This is a genomic window from Streptomyces sp. NPDC048479, assembly GCF_040651435.1.
Taxonomy (GTDB): domain Bacteria; phylum Actinomycetota; class Actinomycetes; order Streptomycetales; family Streptomycetaceae; genus Streptomyces.
In genome coordinates, this window is the sequence record NZ_JBEZKA010000003.1 from 288,355 (window position 1) to 310,887 (window position 22,533).

Annotated in this window: 24 protein-coding genes, 1 tRNA gene and 1 pseudogene; 19 read left to right on the forward strand and 7 right to left on the reverse strand. The window is 67.9% G+C overall.

The window, feature by feature from the left end; all coding sequences use genetic code 11:
* Positions 1–91 precede the first annotated feature (91 nt).
* The 10 genes and pseudogenes from AB0D12_RS06645 (at position 92) to AB0D12_RS06690 (ending at position 6,396) form a co-directional block, all read left to right on the forward strand.
* Positions 92–820, forward strand: a complete 729-nt coding sequence (locus AB0D12_RS06645) for a GntR family transcriptional regulator (protein ID WP_362677735.1) — start codon at positions 92–94, stop codon at positions 818–820.
* 127 nt (positions 821–947) lie between these two features.
* Positions 948–1,298, forward strand: coding sequence for a hypothetical protein (locus tag AB0D12_RS06650; RefSeq protein ID WP_362677737.1), 351 nt, complete (start codon positions 948–950; stop codon positions 1,296–1,298).
* A gap of 4 nt (positions 1,299–1,302) precedes the next feature.
* Positions 1,303–2,643: an FtsK/SpoIIIE domain-containing protein gene (locus AB0D12_RS06655; protein WP_362677739.1), complete on the forward strand. Its 1,341-nt coding sequence runs from the start codon at positions 1,303–1,305 to the stop codon at positions 2,641–2,643.
* Between the two features lie 79 nt (positions 2,644–2,722).
* Positions 2,723–3,334: a DUF2637 domain-containing protein gene (locus AB0D12_RS06660; RefSeq protein WP_362677741.1), complete on the forward strand. Its 612-nt coding sequence runs from the start codon at positions 2,723–2,725 to the stop codon at positions 3,332–3,334.
* 17 nt (positions 3,335–3,351) lie between these two features.
* The gene (locus tag AB0D12_RS06665) at positions 3,352–3,564 is read left to right on the forward strand and encodes a hypothetical protein (RefSeq protein ID WP_362677743.1); all 213 of its coding nucleotides are present in this window, start codon (positions 3,352–3,354) and stop codon (positions 3,562–3,564) included.
* Entirely contained in the window at positions 3,534–3,725 is a 192-nt protein-coding gene (locus tag AB0D12_RS06670; RefSeq protein ID WP_362677745.1) for a mobile element transfer protein, read from the forward strand. The genes AB0D12_RS06665 and AB0D12_RS06670 overlap by 31 nt, the downstream gene beginning before the upstream one ends.
* A 10-nt stretch (positions 3,726–3,735) precedes the next feature.
* Positions 3,736–3,930, forward strand: coding sequence for a hypothetical protein (locus AB0D12_RS06675; RefSeq protein WP_362677747.1), 195 nt, complete (start codon positions 3,736–3,738; stop codon positions 3,928–3,930).
* A 78-nt stretch (positions 3,931–4,008) separates the two neighbouring features.
* Positions 4,009–5,031: pseudogene (locus AB0D12_RS06680) on the forward strand (replication initiator); the annotation flags it as partial.
* The gene (locus AB0D12_RS06685; protein WP_362677749.1) at positions 5,024–5,236 is read left to right on the forward strand and encodes an excisionase family DNA-binding protein; all 213 of its coding nucleotides are present in this window, start codon (positions 5,024–5,026) and stop codon (positions 5,234–5,236) included. The pseudogene AB0D12_RS06680 and the gene AB0D12_RS06685, both read left to right, overlap by 8 nt.
* The gene (locus tag AB0D12_RS06690; protein WP_362677751.1) at positions 5,236–6,396 is read left to right on the forward strand and encodes a tyrosine-type recombinase/integrase; all 1,161 of its coding nucleotides are present in this window, start codon (positions 5,236–5,238) and stop codon (positions 6,394–6,396) included. The genes AB0D12_RS06685 and AB0D12_RS06690 overlap by 1 nt, the downstream gene beginning before the upstream one ends.
* Before the next feature lie 51 nt (positions 6,397–6,447).
* Here AB0D12_RS06690 and AB0D12_RS06695 read toward each other — a convergent pair.
* Positions 6,448–6,521 (reverse strand) — tRNA-Gly (locus AB0D12_RS06695).
* A 257-nt stretch (positions 6,522–6,778) separates the two neighbouring features.
* On the opposite strand from AB0D12_RS06695, the gene AB0D12_RS06700 reads away from it, so the two are divergent.
* From AB0D12_RS06700 to AB0D12_RS06715, 4 genes are all read left to right on the forward strand, one after another.
* Entirely contained in the window at positions 6,779–6,961 is a 183-nt protein-coding gene (locus AB0D12_RS06700; protein ID WP_362677753.1) for a hypothetical protein, read from the forward strand.
* A 99-nt stretch (positions 6,962–7,060) separates the two neighbouring features.
* The gene (gene dcd / locus AB0D12_RS06705) at positions 7,061–7,636 is read left to right on the forward strand and encodes a dCTP deaminase (RefSeq protein WP_362677755.1); all 576 of its coding nucleotides are present in this window, start codon (positions 7,061–7,063) and stop codon (positions 7,634–7,636) included.
* Between the two features lie 3 nt (positions 7,637–7,639).
* Complete coding sequence (locus tag AB0D12_RS06710; RefSeq protein WP_362677757.1) at positions 7,640–8,149, forward strand: phosphoribosyltransferase; 510 nt, start codon at positions 7,640–7,642, stop codon at positions 8,147–8,149.
* Between the two features lie 666 nt (positions 8,150–8,815).
* Entirely contained in the window at positions 8,816–10,021 is a 1,206-nt protein-coding gene (locus AB0D12_RS06715; RefSeq protein ID WP_362677759.1) for a DUF6777 domain-containing protein, read from the forward strand.
* A gap of 88 nt (positions 10,022–10,109) precedes the next feature.
* Here AB0D12_RS06715 and AB0D12_RS06720 read toward each other — a convergent pair whose 3' ends face one another.
* The 4 genes from AB0D12_RS06720 to AB0D12_RS06735 all read right to left on the reverse strand — a co-directional run bounded on the left by AB0D12_RS06720 (position 10,110) and on the right by AB0D12_RS06735 (position 15,522).
* Positions 10,110–11,000 carry a Yip1 family protein gene (locus AB0D12_RS06720; RefSeq protein WP_362677761.1) on the reverse strand — a complete coding sequence of 297 codons (891 nt, stop codon included), beginning with the start codon at positions 10,998–11,000 and terminating at the stop codon, positions 10,110–10,112.
* A 174-nt stretch (positions 11,001–11,174) separates the two neighbouring features.
* Positions 11,175–12,284, reverse strand: a complete 1,110-nt coding sequence (locus AB0D12_RS06725; RefSeq protein WP_362677763.1) for a VCBS repeat-containing protein — start codon at positions 12,282–12,284, stop codon at positions 11,175–11,177.
* A gap of 280 nt (positions 12,285–12,564) precedes the next feature.
* The gene (locus tag AB0D12_RS06730) at positions 12,565–14,835 is read right to left on the reverse strand and encodes a (Fe-S)-binding protein (RefSeq protein WP_362677765.1); all 2,271 of its coding nucleotides are present in this window, start codon (positions 14,833–14,835) and stop codon (positions 12,565–12,567) included.
* A gap of 129 nt (positions 14,836–14,964) precedes the next feature.
* Positions 14,965–15,522 (reverse strand): sugar transferase, encoded by a 558-nt coding sequence (locus AB0D12_RS06735; RefSeq protein WP_362677767.1) that lies wholly within the window; start codon positions 15,520–15,522, stop codon positions 14,965–14,967.
* Between the two features lie 275 nt (positions 15,523–15,797).
* Here AB0D12_RS06735 and dnaK point away from each other — a divergent pair, with 275 nt between their 5' ends.
* From dnaK to AB0D12_RS06755, 4 genes are read left to right on the forward strand one after another with little or no spacing between them, the layout of a single operon-like run.
* Positions 15,798–17,654 carry a molecular chaperone DnaK gene (gene dnaK, locus AB0D12_RS06740; RefSeq protein ID WP_362677769.1) on the forward strand — a complete coding sequence of 619 codons (1,857 nt, stop codon included), beginning with the start codon at positions 15,798–15,800 and terminating at the stop codon, positions 17,652–17,654.
* Positions 17,651–18,292, forward strand: coding sequence for a nucleotide exchange factor GrpE (gene grpE / locus AB0D12_RS06745; protein WP_362677771.1), 642 nt, complete (start codon positions 17,651–17,653; stop codon positions 18,290–18,292). Before dnaK ends, grpE begins: the two co-directional genes overlap by 4 nt.
* A gap of 30 nt (positions 18,293–18,322) precedes the next feature.
* Entirely contained in the window at positions 18,323–19,510 is a 1,188-nt protein-coding gene (gene dnaJ, locus AB0D12_RS06750) for a molecular chaperone DnaJ (protein WP_327325019.1), read from the forward strand.
* A 4-nt stretch (positions 19,511–19,514) separates the two neighbouring features.
* Positions 19,515–19,976 carry a helix-turn-helix transcriptional regulator gene (locus tag AB0D12_RS06755; RefSeq protein WP_362677773.1) on the forward strand — a complete coding sequence of 154 codons (462 nt, stop codon included), beginning with the start codon at positions 19,515–19,517 and terminating at the stop codon, positions 19,974–19,976.
* A 166-nt stretch (positions 19,977–20,142) separates the two neighbouring features.
* On the opposite strand, the gene AB0D12_RS06760 is transcribed toward AB0D12_RS06755, so the two are convergent.
* Entirely contained in the window at positions 20,143–21,126 is a 984-nt protein-coding gene (locus tag AB0D12_RS06760; protein WP_362677775.1) for a helix-turn-helix transcriptional regulator, read from the reverse strand.
* A gap of 434 nt (positions 21,127–21,560) precedes the next feature.
* On the opposite strand from AB0D12_RS06760, the gene AB0D12_RS06765 reads away from it, so the two are divergent.
* A complete protein-coding gene (locus AB0D12_RS06765; protein ID WP_142214562.1) occupies positions 21,561–21,881 on the forward strand; it encodes a (2Fe-2S)-binding protein in 321 nt (106 codons plus the stop codon).
* 160 nt (positions 21,882–22,041) lie between these two features.
* Here the strand turns inward: AB0D12_RS06765 and AB0D12_RS06770 are convergent, their stop codons facing one another.
* Positions 22,042–22,449 carry a TIGR03618 family F420-dependent PPOX class oxidoreductase gene (locus AB0D12_RS06770; protein ID WP_362677777.1) on the reverse strand — a complete coding sequence of 136 codons (408 nt, stop codon included), beginning with the start codon at positions 22,447–22,449 and terminating at the stop codon, positions 22,042–22,044.
* Positions 22,450–22,533: the final 84 nt, after the last annotated feature.

A 22,533-nucleotide genomic window follows, 5' to 3' on the forward strand; every position in this document is an offset into this window, starting at 1 on the left:
GCAGAAGTTCCGTGCCATGGGTGGCCACTGCCTACTCACGTGAGTAGGTTGGTTGACAGGTTGACTTGGCGAATTCCGACTAGGCGGGGCTATGGCGTACGAAGTGGCTGCACCGAAGTACGTGCGGCTGGCGCAGACGCTCCAAGGTCGGATCGAGGACGGAACGTACCCGCCCGGCACCGTCATCCCGAGCGAGAACCAGCTCGTTCAAGCCTTCGGCATGTCGCGGCCGACGGTCGTTCGGGCCCTCGAACTCCTCAAGCGGGACGGTTGGCTTGAGTCCCGCCAGGGGTACGGCACCATCGTGCGCGGCCAGCCGGAAGCCGTCGAGCAGAAGATCCGGCGTGGTCGCGAAGTGGTGGAGCGCGACGAGTCCCAAGCTGCGGGCCGCCTGGTCGAGGTGAGAGAAGTGCCCGTGCCTCCGCGTGTGGCTTCGCTGCTCGGCGTACCCAAGCGGGCCAAGGTCCTCGTACGGCGGCTGCTGATCGAAGATGAGGGCGAACCGTTTGAGCTGGCCTCGTCGTACTTCCCTGCAAGTCTGGTCGACGGTACGGACCTTGCCGGTCCCGCGCCTATTCAGGGCGGCCTCCGCGAGCACCTGGAGTCGCGGAAGCGCGTGCGCTTCGACCACGTGACGGAGCGCGTTTCGGCTCGCCTGGCGACCAAGGAGGAGGGCGATCTTCTCGGCATGGCTGCCGGGGACCCGCTGCTCAGCGTGCTCGTCGTGGCCTTCGATGCGTCCGGGCAGGCCCTCCAGGTGACCGATGTGCTGCTGCCGGCGGACCGGCAGGAACTCGAAGACACGTATCGGCTCGCCTGAGATCCACCAACTGATCCATCCAGCAAGCCACTTGAATCACTTGACAAGTCAACCTGGCATCCCTAACTTCGAACCTGCTAAGTCAACCTGTCAGGTTGACAGGTGTCCACACAGAGGAGAAATTTCAGTGCGTGTGATGCGAATCGACGCCTCGACGGCAACGGTCCTGATGACGGAAGCTCCGGCGCCGAAGCTGCGAGACCGGCAGACCGGTGAGATCGCCAAGGACGCCGTAACGGGCGAGGGTCTGATGACGATCGGCGTCGTCTACATCGACCAGGGGGAGTCCTCCCTGATCTCGGTGACCGTTCCGCAGAGCGGCGTCATGGACGGGCTCGCCGTGGGTGCGCCCGTCTCGCTGCCGGGCCTGGTCGCCCGGCCGTGGGAGAGCGTCTTCAACGGTCAGGCTCGTCACGGCATCGCCTTCCGTGCGACTGCGATCGCTCCCGGCGCGTACCCAGCCGGGCAGGAGGGCTGATCCCGTGGCTGACCTGGTGACGCTCGCCGAACTCGGGGGAGCACTTACCGCCGTTGGTGGGGCGGCCTACGCCCGCAAGGCTCACCCCACGGTCTACTGGTCCATGGTCGGCCTGCCCCTCTCGACCGCCCGGCTGCTGGTCTCATATGGCTCCACCATGGATGCGTGCGGGCTCACGGTTCCGCCGTCCCGTCTGCGGGCGCTTGCAGTCAGGGCGACCACTCGTCGCGAGGTATGCCCAGTCCCTCCCCGTCGCGGCCTGGTTCGCCCGACCGCGACGGGGCTCCGGGTACGGCTCCGCCTCGCCCCCGGACAGGAGCCGGCCGACGTGGCTGCCTCGTGCGAACGGCTCAGGCACGCCTGGGGCGTACACGCCGTGCACGTCCGGAGCGTCAAGCCGGGCGTCGTCGAGCTGCTGCTCGTAGGCTTCGACGTGCTGCGGGACGTGAAGATGCCGCGTCGGGTGGAGAGGAGCCTTCTCGCCGTACCCGTGGCACTGCGGGAGGACGCGACGCCGTTCGTACGCGACTACCGGGCCATCCCTCACCAACTGGTCCTCGGAGCCACGCTCTCGGGGAAGTCCATGTTCCTTCGCAACCTGCTGGCGGCGCTGGCGGCTCAGCCCGTGGCGCTCGTCGGCATCGACTGCAAGCGCGGTGTGGAGCTCGCTCCCTTCGCGCCTCGGCTCTCGGCCCTGGCCACGGACCCCGATGAGGCCGCCGAGCTGCTGCCCGTACTCGTACAGGAGATGGAGGACCGGTACGACCTCATCCGGGCCCGGCAGAGCATCGCGCCCGGCGTCCCGAACGAGGAGATCACCTCCGATATATGGGGCCTGCCGTACGACGAACGACCCGCCCCGATCGTGCTCTTCGTCGACGAGGTCGCGGAACTCTTCCTCGTCGCCACACGCAAGGACGAGGAACGGCGCGACGGGATGGTCACTCAGTTGATCCGTCTCGCTCAGCTCGGACGGGCCGCGGGCATCTATCTGGAGGTCTGCGGGCAGCGCTTCGGGGCCGAACTGGGCAAGGGGGCGACCATGCTCCGGGCCCAGCTCACAGGCCGCGTGTGCCACCGGGTGAACGACGAGGCGTCGGCCAAGATGGCGCTCGGCGACATCGCTCCTGAGGCGGTGTACGTCGCGTCCGCCATCGCCCCCGAAGTGCCTGGGCTGGCGGTCGTCGGTGACTCGTCAGGCGGCTGGTCCCGCATTCGCACGCCGTACCTCTCCCTCGCCGGTGCCGCGGCGACCTGCCGTGACTCGGCCCATCTCGCCCCGCACATACCGGCGTTGGAGGCCTTCCGGCCGTACGCCTCGGCCGAGCTGAGTCCGGCGGACTGAGCGCGCTCAATCCCTCGGCCGGCGTGACCGCATCGCGCCGAGTCCCTACCCCGCCATGCCCGAAACCGGAGGTCCTGCCGTGCGTGCGCTGCCCGTCCGTGTCGACGCCGTCCTGATCCAGGCGGTCATCGCCGCCGCGCTCTCGTTCGCGCACCTTCATGACCTGGCCGTGGCAGCTGGCGAGGACGGTTGGAAGGCGTGGGCCTATCCGGTCAGCGTCGATCTGCTGATGGTCGCTGCCTGGAAGCGGCTGCGGTCGGGGGGTTCCAGGGCCGCCGGCTGGTCGTGGTTCCTGGTGGCCATCGCCGCGAGCCTCGGAGCGAACGTGGCCACCGCGGGACTGCTCGACGTCGACAACGTTCCGGCCTGGCTCCGCATCACCGTGGCGGGTTGGCCGGCGGTCGCTTTCCTCGGCGGCACGCTGCTCGCCCACGGGGCCAACGAGTGTACGGAAGCCGTCGACGAACCGGCCCCACTGCCCGCTGACGAGCTGGATGCGCCCGCGCTGCCCGCGACTCCCGAAGAACCCCGCGCGCCTGGCCAGCTCCCGGCCGCTCTCGTCGACCACGCCCGGAAGGTCGCGGCGGAACACCGCACCCGCACGGGATCGCTGATCGACACCGCCACCCTTCGCGCACGGCTCGGTGTCCCGATGCCGCTTGCCGAGGCCATCGCCGCCGAACTCACCTGACCGACAAGGAAATGCCGTTGCGTCCGTCCACGCTCCGCACGCTCAAGCGCGCGGCCGAACTGACCCGCCAGAACCACTTCGTTGAAGCCGTGCTCCTGGCAGAGCCGGTGATCATCAGCGCCGACGAGCAGGAGGCCGCGGAGATCCGCCGCTGGCTCATCGACCACACCTCCCAACTCACCCAGGAAGGGACCCACTCATGCCCGCACAGCCGCGTTTCCGACGCGTGATCCGCGTCGGCCCGGTCCAGGTCGGCACGTACTACGACGGCCGGGGCCGCGAGAAGCACGCCGCCGCCTGCACGGCTCCTCGCTGCGGCTTCTCCACCGACTTCGACAGTCGCGCCGCCGCCGAGCTGGCTGCCCGTACTCACCGCTGTTCCGTCCGCTGAGGAGCCTCCCGTGACCGTGAGTCTGCCCCTTGTCTTCGTCCTCGGCGTCATCGCCTGGGCCGCGATCAAGTTCCTCGGCGTCCGCCTGTGGGTGGCCGTCGTGATCGCACTCTTCGGCTTCTGGCTCTCTCAGACCTTCCTCGCCCCGGCGATCGAGTCCGGCACGCGCTCCGGAGTCGACGTCGTCAACGGCACCAACAAGTGATGAGGAGAACGCTGTGCTGCTCCGCCCGAAAATGCCTGACACTCCGCCTGCCCCGACCGCGCACCTGATCACCTCGGGTTCGCCACCTTCACCGCGCCCGGGTTCGGGCCCGTCCACAACCGGCCGACCGGCGGGCACGGAACGATACGGCCCTGCCGGTGCGGCCTCCTGCACGACCAGGACGACGACGGACTCGGCGTGCCGCTCGACCCGGCAACGTACGACTACGAGGCCGCAGTGCTGTGGAATGCCCACGCGGGGATGCTCTGGCGGCGCTTCTCCATCTATCTGCGCAGAGAGATCGCCAAGCGCGCCGGGCTCACCCAGCGCGACTTCCCGAAAGCCGCCCGAGTCTCCTTCGCCAAGGTGGCCGAGTACCAGAAGCGCGGCGCGGTCCACTTCCACGCGGTGATCCGCCTCGACGGCCCGGAGGGTAGCTACAGCTCTCCTCCGACCTGGGCAACGGCTGAGCTGCTGACCGACGCGATCCGCGCCGCCGCTCGCCATGCGGCCGTCAGCGGGCCCGTGGTCGACGGTCGGCCCCACGCATTCAGGTTTGGTCGGCAGCTCGACGTACGCCCGATCCGCTCGGCTGACTTCGAGGGCCCGGCTGAACTGACGGAACGCGCCGTGGCCTCTTACATCGCCAAGTACGCCACCAAAGGCGCTGAGGCAGCGACCGGGACCCTGGACCGGCCGATCAAGTTCCTTGCCGAGCTCGCCCATGCGCGCATCACGGACCACGCCCGGCAGATGATCCGCACGGCCTGGCTGCTCGGCGCGCGCAAGGACCTGGCTGAGCTGCGGCTGAGGGCCTGGGCCCACATGCTCGGCTTCCGCGGCCACTTCTCGACCAAGACGCGCCGCTACTCGACGACCCTCGGCGCGCTGCGTAATGCCCGAGCGGAGTGGCGGCGCGCCCAAGCGCTCGCGACTCTGCCCGAGGAGTTCTGTTCGGTCGAGGTCGACCAGGACGAGGAGACGACCTACGTCGTGGCCCACTGGGCGTTCGCCGGATTCGGCCTGACCCGCGGCGAGGAGTGGCTATCCGCCTCGCTCGCCCCCGCCCTCGGTACGGAAGGAGAACCCACCCATGGCTGAGCGGCTTCTGACCGTCGCGCAGGCTGCCGAGCGGCTCGGCACGAGCGAGCGCTTCCCCCGGCGCTTGATTGCCGAACGGCGCGTGACCTTCGTCAAGGTCGGTCGGCATGTCCGCATCCCGGAGAGCGCGCTGGCGGCCTTCATCGACGCCAACACCATCGAACCGGTCCGCCGCCGCCGTTCCCGCTACGGGAGGGCTGCCTGATGGCCAACAGCAAAGGGAGGCGTCGCACCTTTGGCGCGGTTCGAAAGCTGCCGTCCGGGCGCTATCAGGCCCGCTATCCAGGCCCGGACGGCGTCATGCGGCCGGCATCCGAGACCTTCGAGACTGCCCGCGACGCTGACGACTGGCTCGCTGAGAAGCAGACCGAGATCCGCCGAGGGGATTGGCAGGACCCAGACGCGGGCGCGATCAACTTCAGGGATTACGCCCTCCGCTGGGTCAAGGAGCGTCGGTTGGCGCCGACGACGGATGAGCTGTATCGGCGGTTGCTGCGGCTGCACATCATGCCCACCTTCGGAGCCCTGGACCTCGACGAGATCGCCGCGCCGGGTGTGCGGAGCTGGCGGTCGGAACGTCTCGACTCCACAGGTGCCGAGACCACGGTCGCCAAGAGCTATCGACTTCTCAAAGCCATCTTGGAGACGGCCTTCGAGGATGAGCTGATCCGCCGGAACCCTTGCCGGATCCGGGGAGCCGGAAAGGAGTCCGCGGACGAACGGCCGGTCGCCTCCGTCGACCAGGTCGACGCGCTCGCTGAGGCGCTCGGGCCGCGCTGGCGGCTGATGGTCTACCTCGGCGCGTACGGGCCGCTTCGACCGGAGGAACAGGCGGAGCTCCGCCGAAAGGATGTGGACCTCGACAACTTGACGGTTCGCGTCCGTCAGGCAGCGCCCGAGCTCACCACCGGCAAGCGGGCGGAGGGGCCGACCAAGTCCGAGGCGGGCAAGCGGCTCGTTGCCCTGCCGGCCTTTCTGCGAGTCGAGCTGCGGCGGCATCTCGACTGGTACGCCGAAAGAGGTCCGGACGGACTGCTGTTCGTGGGGGAGAAGGGCAAGCCGTTACGTCGGTCCACCTTCGGGCGGAAGTGGCGCAAGGCTCGCGCTGTCGTAGGGCTCCCAGACGGCTTCCGCTTCTACGATCTTCGTCACACAGGGCACACGCTGACGACCCGATCCGGGGCGACGCTCAAGGACACGATGGTGCGGGCCGGGCAGTCCACGGAGCGTGCCGCGCTGATCTATCAGCACTCGGATCTGGAGCGGCAGAAGGAGGTCGCTGCAGGGCTCGACCAGCTGGTCCGGGCGCAGCGGAAGGACGCGGACGATCAGGCATCTGGCACGGATCTGGCACGAGACGCTTAGCGTGGTCTAGACAACAAAGAAGCCCCGGGCTCTTGGCCTGGGGCTTTTGCGTGGAGCGGGTGACGGGAATCGAACCCGCGCTCTGAGCTTGGGAAGCTCATGTTCTACCATTAAACTACACCCGCGCGGCGGGCCGTCGACCGGCGACCGCATCGTCGCACACTGTACCCCATCGCTGGCCCCCGGTGTTTTTAGCCGCGGGGTCTTTGCCCTGTCCAGGGGGCGGATGCAGTCGATGTCGCCGACCCGGATGCGGCTGCCGCGTACGGGAGTTGAGGCGTACCGTTGCGTGCGGAGTGCCGTCGGAGTGCCGCATGCGGGCGCGTCCCGTTCATCCCCTAATGTGGTCGTTCGTCCGCATTTTGTTGGGAAAGGGGACCCGATGGACTTGAGGGAGCGCACCGTCGTCCGCTGTGCCGAGGGGCACGTCTTCAGTACCGCTTCGTTCCCGATGCAGCAGCTCGGCGCCGATCGGATCGGGCCCGGGCGGCTCATCCGGTGCCCGCGTTGTGCGCGGCTTCGCAGCGTCGTGCCTGTGGAGTCGGAGCGGTCGGCCAAGCGGTAGCCGGTAGCCGTAGGGAAGCCGTGGGGAAGCGGCGGTCGGAGTGGGCGCGGGGGCTGTCCCGATTGGGGTGGGCCCGCGCGCTCTGCGTATCCTCGGTGCGTGCTTCTCTCAGACAAGGACATCCGGGCCGAGATCGACGCCGGACGGGTGCGTATCGACCCGTACGACGAATTCATGGTGCAGCCCTCGAGCATCGATGTGCGGCTCGACCGCTACTTCCGGGTGTTCGAGAACCACCGCTATCCGCATATTGATCCTGCTGTCGAGCAGACGGATCTGACCAGGAAGGTCGAGCCGGAGGGGGATGAGCCGTTCATCCTGCACCCCGGTGAGTTTGTCCTTGCCTCGACCTACGAGGTCATCTCGCTGCCGGACGACCTCGCCTCGCGGCTGGAGGGGAAGTCCAGCCTCGGGCGGCTGGGGCTGGTCACGCACTCAACCGCAGGGTTCATCGACCCCGGCTTCTCCGGGCACGTCACGCTCGAGCTGTCGAATCTCGCGACGCTGCCCATCAAGCTCTGGCCGGGCATGAAGATCGGTCAGCTGTGCATGTTCCGGCTGAGCTCGCCGGCCGAATTCCCTTACGGGAGCGAGCGTTACGGGTCCCGTTACCAGGGGCAGCGTGGGCCCACGGCGTCGCGGTCGTACATGAACTTCCACCGGACGCAGGTGTGAGCGATGAGTGAGGCACGGGAGAACCTGACGTACGAGAAGTTCGGCGGGGCGATCCGTGAGCTTGCTCAGGCCATCGCCGACGACGGGTACGAGCCCGACATTGTCCTCAGTATCGCCAGGGGTGGCGTGTTCGTCGCCGGGGGACTGGCGTACGCGCTCGACTGCAAGAACATCCACCTGGTGAATGTGGAGTTCTACACGGGGGTCGGCACCACTCTCGAGATGCCGGTCATGCTCGCGCCCGTCCCGAACGCCATTGATTTCTCGAACAAGAAGGTCCTTATCGCCGACGACGTCGCCGACACCGGTAAGACGCTGAAGCTCGTGTACGACTTCTGCGTCGACCAGGTCGCCGAGGTGCGCAGCGCCGTCATCTACGAGAAGCCGCATTCGCTGGTGAAGTGCGAGTACGTCTGGAAGCGCACCGATGAGTGGATCAACTTCCCCTGGAGCGTCTTGCCTGTAGTACGTAAGTCTGGGGAGCCGGTCACTCCGTCGAAGGAAGCCCTCTGACCTGCGGCTGAGATGTGCCGTCATTCTTGCGTGCCCTGGCTCGGCGCTGAGGAGGCTTGACCTCGGCTACCACCCGGTTGCGTCCGGTTGAGGCAGGCGCCGGGTCATCCGGCTGTGCTCGAGGCGCCACCTGGGTGCCATGGCACGCGGCAATGGACACCATCAAGGTGGCGCGTTGCTCCACGGCGACGTCAAGAGCCCGGGACCAGCGGGCTCTTTCCCATATGGGAACGCCGTTCTCTGTCAAGTCCCGAAAAGCAGTGACGTGTCGGGATGGCAAAGCTCGGGGCTTACTCAAGAGGCGGGCTTTGACAAAGCCGGTGCATGATCAGCGCCTCCCGGACATGGAGCGACATTGGCCTTAGGGAGGCGAACGAGAAGAATTTCCCATTCCGCGACATCTATGCGGTTGAGGAGAGTGCCGTGAGTTCCCTACCTCCTTCGTCCGAGCGCCCCACCGGCCCTCCCTCCGGTCCGCTGTCCGGCCAGCCCTCAGGTGAGCAGTCGCCGGTACCCCCGCCCCCACCCGCGCCACCGCCCCCACCGGGGTCCACGGGTCCGCCCGGCGAACCCGATGAGCCTCATCGGCGCCGCGGAGGACTGTCGCCCCGGTGGCGGACGCGGAGAACTTTGCTGGGTGCCGGCACTGTGGTGGTGGGTGCCGCGATGGCGGTGTCCCTCACGGTCGCCCTCCCCGGCGGGAAAAAGGGCGGTGGGGAGGTCTTCCTCCAGACCGCCTCCGCGGCCGGCTCTGATCCGTTCACCCCGTCGACCGTCACCCAGGACAAGGATGCCGCAGCCTCGTCCGCAAGCCCCGGTACGTCATCGGAAGGCGGCACAGGCACCCTCGTCGTCAATGGTTCCCACCCGGGGCTGTACGGCGGTACGGAGAACGTCGCGAGCTGTGACGTCGAGAAGCAGGTCAAGTTCCTCACGCAGAACGGCGACAAAGGGCAGGCCTTCGCCGGAGCCCTCAACATCCGGCAGCCCGAAATCCCCCAGTACCTGGGGTCCCTGACGCCGACTCGGCTGGTCTGGGACACACGCGTCACGAACCACGGGTACAGGAACGGCGCGGCGACCAGCTATCAGGCCATCCTGCAGGCCGGCACGGCCGTCCTCGTCGACGACCGCGGCGTTCCACGCGTCCGCTGCGCCTGCGGCAACCCCCTGACTCCGCCCGTCGCCGGCGAGAACAAGCAGAAATACACCGGCAGGCAGTGGTCGTCGTTCCAGCCCTCCCACCTCGTTGCGGTCACACCCGCCAACAAGCCCATGAAGACCGTGATGATGTTCGACCAGGAGCGCAAGGGCTGGTTCCAGCGTCCGAGCGGCGACCTCCTGGGCAAGAGCGACGCAAGGGTTCCCGCCCCGAAGGGCCGGCCTGCCGGAACGCCGTTCCCTGTCCTGCCCCCTCCTGAATCGACAGAGAAGCACCAGAACAAGGAAGAGGAGTACCCGGAGAAGGGCGAGCAGAAGGACAAGGACAGCAAGAAGGACGAGCCGAAGGACCAGCCGAACCAGGACGAGCCCAAGGGCCACCCGAAGGACGAGCCGAAGGACCAACAGAAGGACCAGCCCAACCAGGACCAGCACAAGGATCAGCCCAACCAGGATCAGCACAAGGACCAGCCCAACCAGGACGAGCCCAACCAGGACCCGCACAAGGATCAGCCCAACCAGGATCAGCCGAAGGACGAGCCGAAGGACCAACAGAAGGACCAGCCCAACCAGGACCAGCACAAGGACCAGCCGAAGGACCAGCACAAGGACCAGCCGAAGGACCAACAGAAGGACCAGCCCAACCAGGACCAGCTCAACCAGGACCAGCACAAGGACCAGCACAACCAGGACCACACCGGCGCCGGTTGAGCCGCCGGCCCCGGAGTCGCGGCAGAACTGAAGTATGGAGAACGGCCCCCGGATGGCTCCGGGGGCCTCTGTGCGTCCGTAGAAAGTCTTAGATCGTGCCCAGCTTGATGATCGACAGCAGTGCGATCAGCTGGATCGCCGACGCGCCCAGCGCCTTCGGCCACGGCAGATCGTGCGACTTGCTCACCATCGATGTGAACAGCGCTCCCGCCGCCACCCATGTCGCCCAGCCCAGGACCTGGACCAGGGAGTTCTCGCCGCCCAGAAAGAGGGCGAAGATCAGGCGCGGGGCGTCCGTGATCGACATGATCAGCATGGAGAGGCCGACCGTCGGCTGCCAGGCGCCGTCGCCGCCGAGCTGGCGGGCCATGGTGTGGGTCACCGCGCCCAGGATCAGGCCGCCGATGACGAATGCGACCGCCGTCGTCAGTACGTACGGGATGGCCGCGGAGATCGTCGCGTTGATCGTCTCCTCGCGGGCCTTGTCGAAGCCGAAGAGCGCGAGCAGTCCGTAGAGGAACGTCACGATCAGCGCCGGGCCCCACACCGGGTAGTCGCGCATCTGCCAGAACGTCGGTCCGGGGCGCAGCACGATGCCGCTCAGCAGCTGCTTCCAGTGCAGACGCGGGCCGGACGGGGCGGCAGCGGCCGCGCCCGCGCGGTAGGTCGCGCCGTCGCCGTACGGGTCCTCGTTGACGCTGAACGCCTGGGTGTGGCCAGGGTTGTTGGCGTACGGGTCACCGTGCGGGGGCTGCTGGTACGGGTCGCCGAAGTACTCCGGTTCGCCGTACGGGCCCTGAGGCTGCTGCTGATGATGACCGCCGCCGGCCCGGGGCCACTGCGGCGGTTGCTGCTGCTGCGCATACGGCGGCGCCGCACGGCCGCCCCCGCCCCGGTAGGGCGGCGGCGGTGCCTGCTGCGGTTGCTGCTGCTGCGAGGTGCGGTTGTCCCGGCCGCGTCCGATCCTGAATCCAGCCACGTATTCGAACGTACCTGGTCCCGGAGAGTGAGGTGCTCGACCCAGGGGAACAAGCGGTCCTTTGCTGCTGAGCTGTGACATCCCCTAGGGGAACCCCGGGGGGTCTGCGGTACTGCGCTCAGCCGGGCATTCGGCGGGCGTAGGGGCAGCCGCCCGGCAGGCGGTCAGGTCAGGTCAGGGCAGGAAGACCGACGTACTGAAGGTGAGCAGCGCGCGCGTCCGCTCCGCCGCCGGGTACAGCGCCACGACGTCCGCGTGTTCGCCGCGGTGCGTACGTGTCACCAGGTCCGGGCGCTTGTCGCCGTCGAAGTCCGCGTACTCGAGGACGTTGGTCGCCGGGCTTGTCTCGCCGGACGGGAGCGCGGGGCCGGGCGGCAGCTGTACCGGCTTGGTGCGGTACGTGCCGCCGGCGCGGCCGGGTCCGTCGGGGCTGCCGAGCAGCAGCTCCCCTATGGCCGCCGCGCCCGGCTCGGGGGCGCGGGCCGACACCACCAGGTCGTCGTAGCCGTCGTCATTGGTGTCCGGCTCGGGTGCCGGTGCGGAGAGCGCCGGGCCGCCGCCCGGGACAGGCGCTGTGGCGGCGCGCGGGGCGCCGGCGCGGGTGAAGGGGCCGCGCAGGAAGCTGACGTGGCCCGCGGAGGCGGTGACCGCCAGGTCGGTGCTGCCGTCGCCGTCGAAGTCGCCGCAGACGGGGTGGTCGGGCCAGTCGTTGCCGTATCTCGCCTGGTCGGGGATGCGGAGGACGACCGCCTTGCCGCCGAGGCCGGTGGGGGAGCCGAAGAGGAGCTGGAGCGGTACGGGTGGGCGGCCGATGCCGTTGTACGGCGGGTCCGTGGCGACGATCAGGTCCGCGAAGCCGTCCTTGTCGAGGTCGCAGGAGGCCTCGGCGTCGAAGGCGGCGGGGAGAGTGCCGTCGACCGGCGCGGCGTTGGCGCGCGGGGTGAGGATCTGGCGTCGGGCGGGGTCGAGCCGGCGCAGGGCGGCGGTGCCGTAGACGATTCCGATGCCCGCGTCGTCGCCGTGGCTGTCGTCGGGAGCCTTCACCAGGTCGTTCAGTACGAGATCGCGGTGGCCGTCGCCATTGAAGTCCTCGGGGACGCGGCTGCCCGCGCCGTGGGGGACGGGGAGGCGCGGGGTGGCGGCCCGGCCGGCGAGCGGGGCGGTGTCGCCGTTCTTGGCGGCTGCCGGCCGGTCGGGCTCGGGGTTGCTCGTGCAGCCCGCCAGCAGCACTGCGCAGGCGCAGGCGGCGCCCATCGCCGCTGCTGCCGCCGTTCGTATCCGCACGACCCACCCCGTCCGTCTGTTCTGTGCTCAGTCGCCCCACGATGCTCGTTCGGCCGTCGCGGCAGGGCAATGGATCCGTCGTGATCGCAGGCCAATGGTTATGCGGTGGGTAGTGGGGCGGTCGCGGAACGCAGCGCAAAGGGCAACAGACACGATAAACCAGACACCGGACCACCCTGGGGGCGGTGTCGAGCGGCCCGCGGACACGCGCGTACGCACACAAGAGAGCGGCCGGTTCTGCCCCCGATGCAGATCCGGCCGCTCCCGTGCTACGCAGGGACTACTTCACCGGCTCGGGCTCCGGCGCGTCCTCCGACTCCTCGGCGGCAGTCGGGTCGGCCGGAGGCGTACGCACCGAGTCGAGGAGCAGCTGCGCCACGTCCACGACCTGGAGCGATTCCTTGGCCTTGCCGTCGTTCTTCTTGCCGTTCACCGAGTCCGTGAGCATGACCAGGCAGAACGGGCAGGCGGTGGAGACGATGTCCGGGTTCAGCGAAAGGGCCTCGTCCACACGCTCGGTGTTGATGCGCTTGCCGATCCGCTCCTCCATCCACATCCGGGCACCACCGGCGCCGCAGCAGAAGCCGCGCTCCTTGTGGCGGTGCATCTCCTGCTGGCGCAGGCCGGGGACGGCGGACATGATCTCGCGCGGCGGCGTGTAGACCTTGTTGTGACGGCCCAGGTAGCAGGGGTCGTGGTACGTGATCAGACCCTCGACCGGCGTCACCGGAATCAGCTTGCCCTCGTCGATGAGGTGCTGGAGCAGCTGCGTGTGGTGGATGACCTCGAACTCGCCGCCCAGCTGCGGGTACTCGTTCGCGATCGTGTTGAAGCAGTGCGGGCAGGTCGCGACGATCTTCTTCGACGACTTGGGCTTCTTCGTCGAGGGGTCCTCGTCGTCTTCGCCGTACGCCATGTTCAGCATGGCCACGTTCTCCTGGCCGAGCTGCTGGAACAGCGGCTCGTTGCCCAGGCGCCGGGCCGAGTCACCCGTGCACTTCTCGTCGCCGCCCATGATCGCGAACTTCACGCCCGCGATGTGCAGCAGCTCGGCGAAGGCCTTGGTGGTCTTCTTCGCCCGGTCCTCGAGGGCGCCCGCGCAGCCGACCCAGTACAAGTAGTCGACTTCGGACAGGTCCTCGACGTCCTTGCCGACGATCGGGACCTCGAAGTCGACCTCCTTGGTCCACTCGACACGCTGCTTCTTGGCAAGACCCCAGGGGTTGCCCTTCTTCTCCAGGTTCTTGAGCATCGTGCCCGCCTCGGACGGGAACGCGGACTCGATCATCACCTGGTAGCGGCGCATGTCGACGATGTGGTCGATGTGCTCGATGTCGACCGGGCACTGCTCGACACACGCACCGCAGGTGGTGCAGGACCACAGCACGTCCGGGTCGATGACGCCGTTCTCCTCGAGCGTCCCGATCAGCGGGCGCTCGGCCTCGGCGAGGGCCGCCGCCGGCACATCCTTGAGCTGCTCGGCCGAAGCCTTCTCCTCGCCCTCCATCGTCTTGCCGCCGCCGGCCAGCAGATACGGGGCCTTGGCGTGCGCGTGGTCGCGCAGCGACATGATCAGGAGCTTCGGCGAGAGCGGCTTTCCGGTGTTCCAGGCGGGGCACTGCGACTGGCAGCGGCCGCACTCGGTACACGTGGAGAAGTCGAGGATGCCCTTCCAGGAGAACTGCTCGACCTGGGAGACGCCGAAGACGTCGTCCTCGCCCGGGTCCTCGAAGTCGATCTCCTTGCCGCCGCTCGCCATCGGCAGGAGCGCGCCGAGCGCGGTCGAGCCGTCGGCGTTCCGCTTGAACCAGATGTTCGGGAAGCCGAGGAAGCGGTGCCAGGCGACACCCATGTTGGTGTTGAGCGAGACCGTGATCATCCAGATCAGCGAGGTGCCGATCTTGATCATCGCGGTGAAGTAGATGAGGTTCTGGAGCGTCGCGAGGCTGAGCCCCTTGAAGGCGAGGACCAGCGGATACGAGACGAAGTAGGCGGCCTCGTAGCCCTCGACATGGTGGATCGCGCCTTCGAGCCCGCGCAGGGCGAGGATCGCGAGACCGATGGTGAGGATGACGTACTCGACGAAGTACGCCTGCCAGGCCTTGGAGCCCGCGAAGCGCGACTTGCGGCCGGCCCGGGACGGCAGGTTCAGCAGCCGGATGGCCATCAGCACGACAATGCCGACGACCGTCATCAGGCCGATGAACTCGATGTACATCTCGAACGGCAGGAAGCCGCCGATGACCGGCAGCGTCCAGTCCGCCTGGAAGAGCTGTCCGTATGCCTGCGCCAGCGTCGGCGGCAGGGTGAGGAAGCCGATCGCGACGAACCAGTGGGCGAAGCCCACGATCCCCCACCGGTTCATCCGGGTGTGGCCGAGGAACTCCTTGACCAGGGTGATCGTGCGCTGCTTGGGATTGTCGGTACGGCTGCCCGCGGGCACGGCCTGGCCGAGCCTGACGAACCGGTAGATCTGCGCGACGGCTCTGGCGATGAGCGCAACGCCGACCACGGTCAGGACCAGCGACACGATGATCGCGGCGAGTTGCATTTGGGGGCTCCTCGGGCCTGCGAGGGTGGGATTCGGCGACTTCTACTAAGCGGTAACTTATTCAGTCCGTGCTGAGATTACCTACTTATTCCGCCGCACTGTAGCCGCGCACGCGGTGATCTGTGTCGCTCAGGCAAGCCTGACCGGGCGGCCCTGGCGGGGACGGACCGGGGGGCGCCCGGCGAAGACGGCCGGGAGGGTCCGGGCCAGGATCAGCAGGTCCAGTCCCAGCCAATACTCCTCCATGTAGTGCAGATCGAGCACGGCCATCTCCTCCCAGGGGAGTTCGGAGCGCCCGCTGATCTGCCAGAGGCCCGTGATGCCGGGGCGTACGCCGAGACGGGCGCGGCCCGCTCCGGTGGCGGGCTCGGACCTCTCCGGTGGCAACGGCCGTGGGCCGACGAGGGACATCTCGCCGCGCACCACATTGATCAGCTGGGGCAGTTCGTCGAGGAAATGGTCGCGCAGCGGCCGTCCGACGGGTGTGCTGCAGCGGGTGCCGGCCCGCCGTGTGCGGAACGTCAGCATCGCAAAGGTGCGACCGCCGAGGCCGGTCCGGTTCTGGCGGGCCAGGACGGGCCCCGGAGAGGTGAGCGCGACCGCCGCGGCGACCGCGAGCAGTAGCGGGGACAGGAGCAGCAGCAGGATCAGACTGCCCGTCAGGTCGACGGCTCGCTTTGCAGGCATGGATACACGCCCTTCATCACGATTGACAGTTATTGATCGTTTTTGCGGCTACGACTTTCGCAGATGGGCGCTTTGTGAGCCGGTCCGCCACGCGCGCGGACCCCCGCACGGACCCCTGGGTGCAGGGTGGGTGCAGGACTTGGCCACAAGGGTGGGCAAGGGTGCTCGTAAGGGCCGGATAAAAGTTGAGTGGGCTCGACTCAGGTCTGTTGACTCGATCGAGCCGTTCATGCATCCTTGAGCCAGATCCACTCAAGTCAGCTGGAGGAATCGAAATGGCACGTGCGGTCGGCATCGACCTGGGCACGACTAACTCCGTCGTCAGCGTTCTGGAGGGCGGAGAGCCCACCGTCATCACCAACGCCGAGGGTGCCAGGACCACGCCGTCCGTCGTCGCCTTCGCGAAGAACGGTGAGGTGCTGGTCGGCGAGGTTGCGAAGCGTCAGGCGGTCACCAACGTCGACAGGACCATCCGGTCGGTCAAGCGCCACATGGGCACCGACTGGAAGATCGAGCTCGACGGGAAGCACTTCAACCCGCAGCAGATGAGCGCCTTCATTCTGCAGAAGCTGAAGCGCGACGCGGAGTCCTACCTCGGCGAGAAGGTCACCGACGCGGTCATCACCGTACCGGCGTACTTCAACGACTCCGAGCGTCAGGCGACCAAGGAGGCCGGTGAGATCGCGGGCCTGAACGTCCTGCGTATCGTCAACGAGCCGACGGCGGCAGCCCTGGCCTACGGCCTCGACAAGGACGACCAGACGATTCTGGTCTTCGACCTCGGTGGCGGCACCTTCGACGTCTCGCTGCTGGAGATCGGCGACGGCGTCGTCGAGGTGAAGGCCACCAACGGTGACAACCACCTCGGTGGTGACGACTGGGACCAGCGCGTCGTCGACTACCTGGTGAAGCAGTTCGCCAACGGTCACGGCGTCGACCTGTCCAAGGACAAGATGGCTCTCCAGCGTCTCCGCGAGGCCGCGGAGAAGGCGAAGATCGAGCTGTCGTCCTCGACCGAGACGAACATCAACCTGCCGTACATCACGGCCTCCGCCGAGGGTCCGCTGCACCTGGACGAGAAGCTCACCCGGGCTCAGTTCCAGCAGCTCACCGCGGACCTGCTCGAGCGCTGCAAGACCCCGTTCCACAACGTCATCAAGGACGCCGGCATCCAGCTGTCCGAGATCGACCACGTGGTCCTGGTCGGCGGCTCGACCCGGATGCCCGCCGTCGCCGAGCTCGTCAAGGAGCTCACCGGCGGCCAGGACGCCAACAAGGGCGTCAACCCGGACGAGGTCGTCGCCATCGGCGCCGCGCTCCAGGCCGGTGTCCTCAAGGGTGAGGTCAAGGACGTCCTGCTCCTCGACGTGACCCCGCTGTCCCTCGGTATCGAGACCAAGGGCGGCATCATGACCAAGCTCATCGAGCGCAACACCACGATCCCGACCAAGCGGTCCGAGATCTTCACGACGGCCGAGGACAACCAGCCGTCCGTGCAGATCCAGGTCTACCAGGGCGAGCGCGAGATCGCGGCGTACAACAAGAAGCTCGGGATGTTCGAGCTGACCGGTCTGCCGCCGGCCCCGCGCGGCGTCCCGCAGATCGAGGTCGCCTTCGACATCGACGCCAACGGCATCATGCACGTGACCGCGAAGGACCTGGGCACGGGCAAGGAGCAGAAGATGACCGTCACCGGCGGCTCCTCGCTGCCGAAGGACGAGGTCGACCGGATGCGCCAGGAGGCCGAGCAGTACGCGGACGAGGACCACCGTCGCCGCGAGGCCGCCGAGAGCCGTAACCAGGGCGAGCAGCTCGTCTACCAGACCGAGAAGTTCCTCAAGGACAACGAGGACAAGGTTCCCGGCGATGTGAAGACCGAGGTCGAGACCGCGCTCACCGAGCTGAAGGAGAAGCTCAAGGGCGAGGACACGGCCGAGATCCGTACCGCCACCGAGAAGGTCGCCGCGGTCAGCCAGAAGCTCGGCCAGGCGATGTACGCCAACGCCACGCCCGAGGGCGGTGCCGCTGCCGGTGCCGACGCCCCCGCCGGCGAGCAGGCCAAGGCTGAGGACGATGTCGTCGACGCCGAGATCGTGGACGACGAGAAGGACGCGAAGGGTGGTGCCGCGTGACGGAGGAGACTCCGGGCTTCGACGAGAAGCCCGACGTCCCCTCCGGCGCCACACCTGACGACGCCGCCGAATCCGCCGAGTCCTCCGAGAAGGAGGGCCCGGCGGCCCCGGCAGGGGACGCAGCAATGATCGTCGGCCTGACAGCACAGCTGGACCAGGTCCGCACGGCGCTCAACGAGCGCACGGCAGACCTCCAGCGGCTCCAGGCCGAGTACCAGAACTACCGCCGTCGCGTGGAGCGCGACAGGATCACGGTCAAGGAGATCGCCACGGCGACCCTCCTGACCGAGCTCCTGCCCGTACTCGACGACATCGGCCGCGCCCGTGATCACGGGGAGCTGGTGGGCGGGTTCAAGTCGGTTGCCGAATCTCTTGAGACGGCCGCCGCCAAGATGGGCCTGCAGCAGTTCGGCAAGGAGGGCGAGCCCTTCGACCCGACGATCCACGAAGCCCTGATGCACTCGTACGCACCGGATGTCGCAGAGACCACGTGCGTCGCGGTCCTGCAGCCGGGGTATCGCATCGGCGAGCGGACCGTCCGCCCCGCGCGGGTCGCGGTGGCGGAGCCCCAGCCGGGCGCGGCTCCGAAGGACGAGACGGCAACCGACGAGGAGAGCGGTGGCCCGGAAGAGGGCTGACGCAATGACAGGCCGAGAGGAGGGACGTCGATGAGCACGAAGGACTTCGTCGAGAAGGACTACTACAAGGTTCTCGGCGTCCCGAAGGACGCCACCGAGGCCGAGATCAAGAAGGCGTACCGGAAGCTCGCCCGCGAGTTCCACCCGGACGCCAACAAGGGCGACGCCAAGGCCGAGGAGCGCTTCAAGGAGATCTCCGAGGCCAACGACATCCTCGGCGACCCCAAGCGGCGCAAGGAGTACGACGAGGCGCGCGCCCTCTTCGGCAACGGTGGCTTCAGGCCAGGTCCCGGCGGCCCCGGCGGCACCTTCAACTTCGACCTGGGCGACCTCTTCGGAGGCACGCAGGGCGGGACGCAGGGTGGCGCCGGAGGCTTCGGCGGCGGTCTCGGCGATGTGTTCGGCGGCCTGTTCAACCGCGGCGCCGGCGGCGCCGCGGGTACGCGCACCCAGCCGCGCCGTGGCCAGGACATCGAGTCCGAGGTGACGCTCAGCTTCACCGAAGCGGTCGACGGGGCCACGGTCCCGCTGCGGATGTCCAGTTCGGCGGCGTGCAAGGCGTGTTCAGGCACCGGCGACAGAAACGGTACGCCTCGGGTGTGCCCGACCTGTGTCGGCACCGGCCAGGTCTCGCGCGGCGGCAGCGGCTCCTTCTCGCTCACCGATCCGTGCGTGGACTGCAAGGGCCGCGGCCTGATCGCGCAGGACCCCTGCGAGGTCTGCAAGGGCAGCGGGCGCGCCCGCTCCTCGCGCACCATGCAGGTCCGTATCCCCGCGGGTGTCTCCGACGGCCAGCGGATCCGGCTGCGCGGCAAGGGCGCGCCGGGCGAACGAGGCGGCCCGGCCGGCGATCTGTACGTCGTCGTGCATGTCGGCGCCCACTCCGTCTTCGGCCGCAAGGGCGACAACCTCACGATCACCGTGCCCGTCACCTACACGGAGGCGGCGCTCGGCGGCGAGGTGAAGGTACCGACCCTCGGCGGTCCCCCGGTCACGCTGAAACTGCCCGCCGGGACGCCCAACGGCCGTACTATGCGGGCCCGCGGCAAGGGTGCGGTCCGCAAGGACGGCACCCGCGGCGACCTGTTGGTCACCGTTGAGGTCGCGGTACCCAAGGAGCTGAGCGACAAGGCGAAGGAAGCGCTGGAGGCCTACCGCGAAGCCACTGCGGAGGAGGACCCGCGGGCCGAGCTGTTCCAGGCCGCGAAGGGAGCATGACGCAATGGACGGACGTCGCCGACAGTATTCAGCTGTCAGCAGGGCTTACGAACTGACCGACGAGTCGCCGGTGTACGTGATCTCGGTGGCCGCGCAGCTCTCGGGCCTGCATCCGCAGACCCTGCGACAGTACGACCGGCTGGGTCTGGTCTCGCCGGACCGTACGCCGGGCCGGGGTCGGCGATACTCCGCCCGCGATATCGAACTGCTTCGCACCGTCCAGCAGTTGTCGCAGGACGAGGGCATCAACCTGGCCGGAATCAAGCGCATCATCGAACTGGAGAACCAGGTCGCGGCGCTTCAGCAGCGGATTGTCGAGCTGTCGGCGGCCGTGGACGGCGCGGCGGCGGCGATGCAGCAGCGCGAGGCGCAGGTGCATGCCTCCTACCGGCGCGATCTGGTGCCGTACCAGGATGTGCAGCAGGCGAGCGCGCTGGTGGTCTGGCGGCCCAAGCGTCACGAGTAGGACCGGAGTTGTACGGCTGAGGGGCCGGAGAGCGAGTCGCTCTCCGGCCCCTCAGCCGTGTGAAACATGAGACGGGACGCCAGCTTCTTACGTCCCTTCTCATGTCCTCCCACGTCCCCGCGGCATACGGATCCCGCCGTTCTCGCCGGCTGCCCCGCCATGGGCCTCAGCCTTCGTGCTCCAGGATCCCCGACTGCGCGATGAGATAGCCGAGTTGGGTCCGGCTGCCGCTGCCCAGCGAGGAGCCCAGCTTGGCGATATGGGCACGGCAGGTACGGACGTTCATGCCGAGCCGCCGGGCGATGGCCTCGTCCACATGGCCCTCGACCAGCAGCTTGGCGATCGAGCGCTGGACGCCTGTGATGCCGTCCAGCGGTGGGCCGTAGGAGACCTGCTCCTCCCACGGGATGCCGTGCAGCCAGAACTGCTCGAAGACGCCGACGAGATACTCGACGATTCCCTTGTGCCGTAGCTCAAGTGCCGAGAGCCTGTCGCTACTTGCCGGTATGAACGCCACTTTCCGGTCGACAATGATCAGCCGGTCGATGATCTCCTCGAGCGTGCGCACCTCCACGCCGGACGGGCCGACCTGCTCCATGTAGGCCAGGGTGGCCGGGTGGTGGCGGGCCGTGTGCTGGTAGAGCGTCCGCATCCGTACGCCGCGGTCGATCAGCGGCTCGACGCGGCGCAGCGCCTTCTCCAGGATGTGCGGCTGTCGCCCGCTGCCGGGCTGCACCGTGAGAAGCTCCTCCGAACAGTCTGCGGTGACCTGGTCAAGGGTTGTGTTGATGCGGTTGAGACCCTCGAGGACGGTGATCCCTTGTGGGACGGTGGAGTTCTGAGCACTGAACGCCATGAATGGCTCAAGAGCATCGGTCAGAGCGACAGTTCGACGTCGGCGCTCTTGGATCTCCCGCTCGATGGGGTGTATCAGCTGTGTCAGCGCAGTGGTCGGCGGAACCGGACGGAGCCATTGAGCGTCGTCGGGATCCGGATGCAGTAGGGCGAGATCGAAGAGACAGGGTGTGGGCTCCGCCTCTGACCGGGCTATTCGCCCGGTCCGCAGAGCGGTGATGTACAGATTCTTCCCCGCCTCGCACAGCTCGCCGTCTGCGTGAGGGTGTCCCGTTTCGCCCCCCTTCGATGACATGTGCACCCCCTCAGGCTCCTGCATTACAGGAACATGATGCCTGCCGTCGCTGGTGCAAGCGTTCGGAGTGAGACATCGTCTTATGCGCGGGGGAGGAGGAATGATCAAAAGAGGTGGAGATCACCCATGTCTAGGACGCTTCGTGCTCTTTGTGCTCTTGCCATAGCGGCGGCCGCGCTCGGTGCGGTGGCTTCCGGCGAGCCCTCCTGGGGTAGCTCTCCCGCCGGCGCTGTGACGGCAACCCCCGGCGAACCTTCGTGGGGCTTCGTTCCCGCGGACGCTGTGGCAGCAACGCCCGGTGAGCCCTCCTGGGGTTTCGTCGCTGCAGACGCGGCGCTTACTCCTGGTGAGCCTTCCTGGGGTGTGGCACCGGCAGACGCGGCGCTTACTCCTGGTGAGCCTTCCTGGGGTGTCGCTCCGGCCCGCACGGACGCATGACTGTTCCACCGGACGACCGGGTCTTCCGGCGTGAAATGGCTACGGCCTACCGATCGGGGTGGCATTTCATCGACCTCGTCACGGCAATCCCCCACCGTGGCGACTCGTTGATGGTCACCCTCTTCGGGGAGCCGATCGTCGTGGCGCGTGAGGAGGATGAGGACGTCCGCGCGTATCGGTGCCTTCGCAGGCCCCGTGGAGCTCCGCAGCCCGTCCGCTGTGCCATCCGGTACGGCATGATTTTCGTCAATCTTGACCAGCGGGATCACCAGCTGGTCGAGCCCGACACCACCACCGCCACCCCCCGCAGTGCCTGAGCGGTTCCCCCGTCGTTTTAAATCGCTCAGGTGCTTCCCCCACACAGCGGCGCCATCGTGGACCTGAAACACGATGGCGCCGCTGTGCTTTTCCCGTACGGAGCTTCTCCCGTACGGAAGCGGGACGGCCGACGGCAGCCGCGTCCCTCAGTCGCGTCCGTCAGCCGCGCCCCAGCGCCCGGTCCAGGGTGATTTCGATGAGCACCCGGTCCGGGTTGGGCGCCGGCATCCGCTCGTAGCGCTCCGCGTAGCGCCGTACCGCGTCCTCGATGAGCTCCGGCTCCGTGCGTACGGTCGCCCGCCCCTCCAGCGTCGCCCAGCGCCCCCTGTGGACCTGACAGACGGCCACGCGCGCCCCGCCCTGCCGGTCCGCGGCCAGGATGTTGGCCACCTTCCTGCTGCTCTTGTTGGTGATGACGCGGGCGAGCCCGGCCTCGGGGTCGTACGTCACGCCCACCGGCACGACGTGCGGGCTGCCGTCCGGACGCTGTGTCGTGAGCGTGCACAGATGGTATTCACGCCAGAACGCGAGGTACTCGGGACCGGGGTTGCGTACGTCGATGGCCATGCTCTGCAGGGTAGTGGCGGCGATCGTTCGCGTCGGCATGTCCTGGCCTGCCCCATACTTGAGTGAAGTAGACTCAACTTAGTG

What these genes read in the sequence shown, in the direction of transcription:
- AB0D12_RS06645 (WP_362677735.1), top strand. Translation starts at nt 92, where the DNA reads ATGGCGTACGAAGTGGCTGCACCGAAGTACGTGCGGCTGGCGCAGACG.
- AB0D12_RS06670 (WP_362677745.1), top strand. Translation starts at nt 3,534, where the DNA reads ATGCCCGCACAGCCGCGTTTCCGACGCGTGATCCGCGTCGGCCCGGTC.
- AB0D12_RS06685 (WP_362677749.1), top strand. Translation starts at nt 5,024, where the DNA reads ATGGCTGAGCGGCTTCTGACCGTCGCGCAGGCTGCCGAGCGGCTCGGC.
- AB0D12_RS06690 (WP_362677751.1), top strand. Translation starts at nt 5,236, where the DNA reads ATGGCCAACAGCAAAGGGAGGCGTCGCACCTTTGGCGCGGTTCGAAAG.
- AB0D12_RS06700 (WP_362677753.1), top strand. Translation starts at nt 6,779, where the DNA reads ATGGACTTGAGGGAGCGCACCGTCGTCCGCTGTGCCGAGGGGCACGTC.
- AB0D12_RS06710 (WP_362677757.1), top strand. Translation starts at nt 7,640, where the DNA reads ATGAGTGAGGCACGGGAGAACCTGACGTACGAGAAGTTCGGCGGGGCG.
- AB0D12_RS06715 (WP_362677759.1), top strand. Translation starts at nt 8,816, where the DNA reads ATGGCGGTGTCCCTCACGGTCGCCCTCCCCGGCGGGAAAAAGGGCGGT.
- AB0D12_RS06730 (WP_362677765.1), bottom strand. Translation starts at nt 14,835, where the DNA reads ATGCAACTCGCCGCGATCATCGTGTCGCTGGTCCTGACCGTGGTCGGC.
- AB0D12_RS06735 (WP_362677767.1), bottom strand. Translation starts at nt 15,522, where the DNA reads ATGCCTGCAAAGCGAGCCGTCGACCTGACGGGCAGTCTGATCCTGCTG.
- dnaK (WP_362677769.1), top strand. Translation starts at nt 15,798, where the DNA reads ATGGCACGTGCGGTCGGCATCGACCTGGGCACGACTAACTCCGTCGTC.
- dnaJ (WP_327325019.1), top strand. Translation starts at nt 18,323, where the DNA reads ATGAGCACGAAGGACTTCGTCGAGAAGGACTACTACAAGGTTCTCGGC.
- AB0D12_RS06755 (WP_362677773.1), top strand. Translation starts at nt 19,515, where the DNA reads ATGGACGGACGTCGCCGACAGTATTCAGCTGTCAGCAGGGCTTACGAA.
- AB0D12_RS06760 (WP_362677775.1), bottom strand. Translation starts at nt 21,126, where the DNA reads ATGTCATCGAAGGGGGGCGAAACGGGACACCCTCACGCAGACGGCGAG.
- AB0D12_RS06765 (WP_142214562.1), top strand. Translation starts at nt 21,561, where the DNA reads ATGACTGTTCCACCGGACGACCGGGTCTTCCGGCGTGAAATGGCTACG.
- AB0D12_RS06770 (WP_362677777.1), bottom strand. Translation starts at nt 22,449, where the DNA reads ATGGCCATCGACGTACGCAACCCCGGTCCCGAGTACCTCGCGTTCTGG.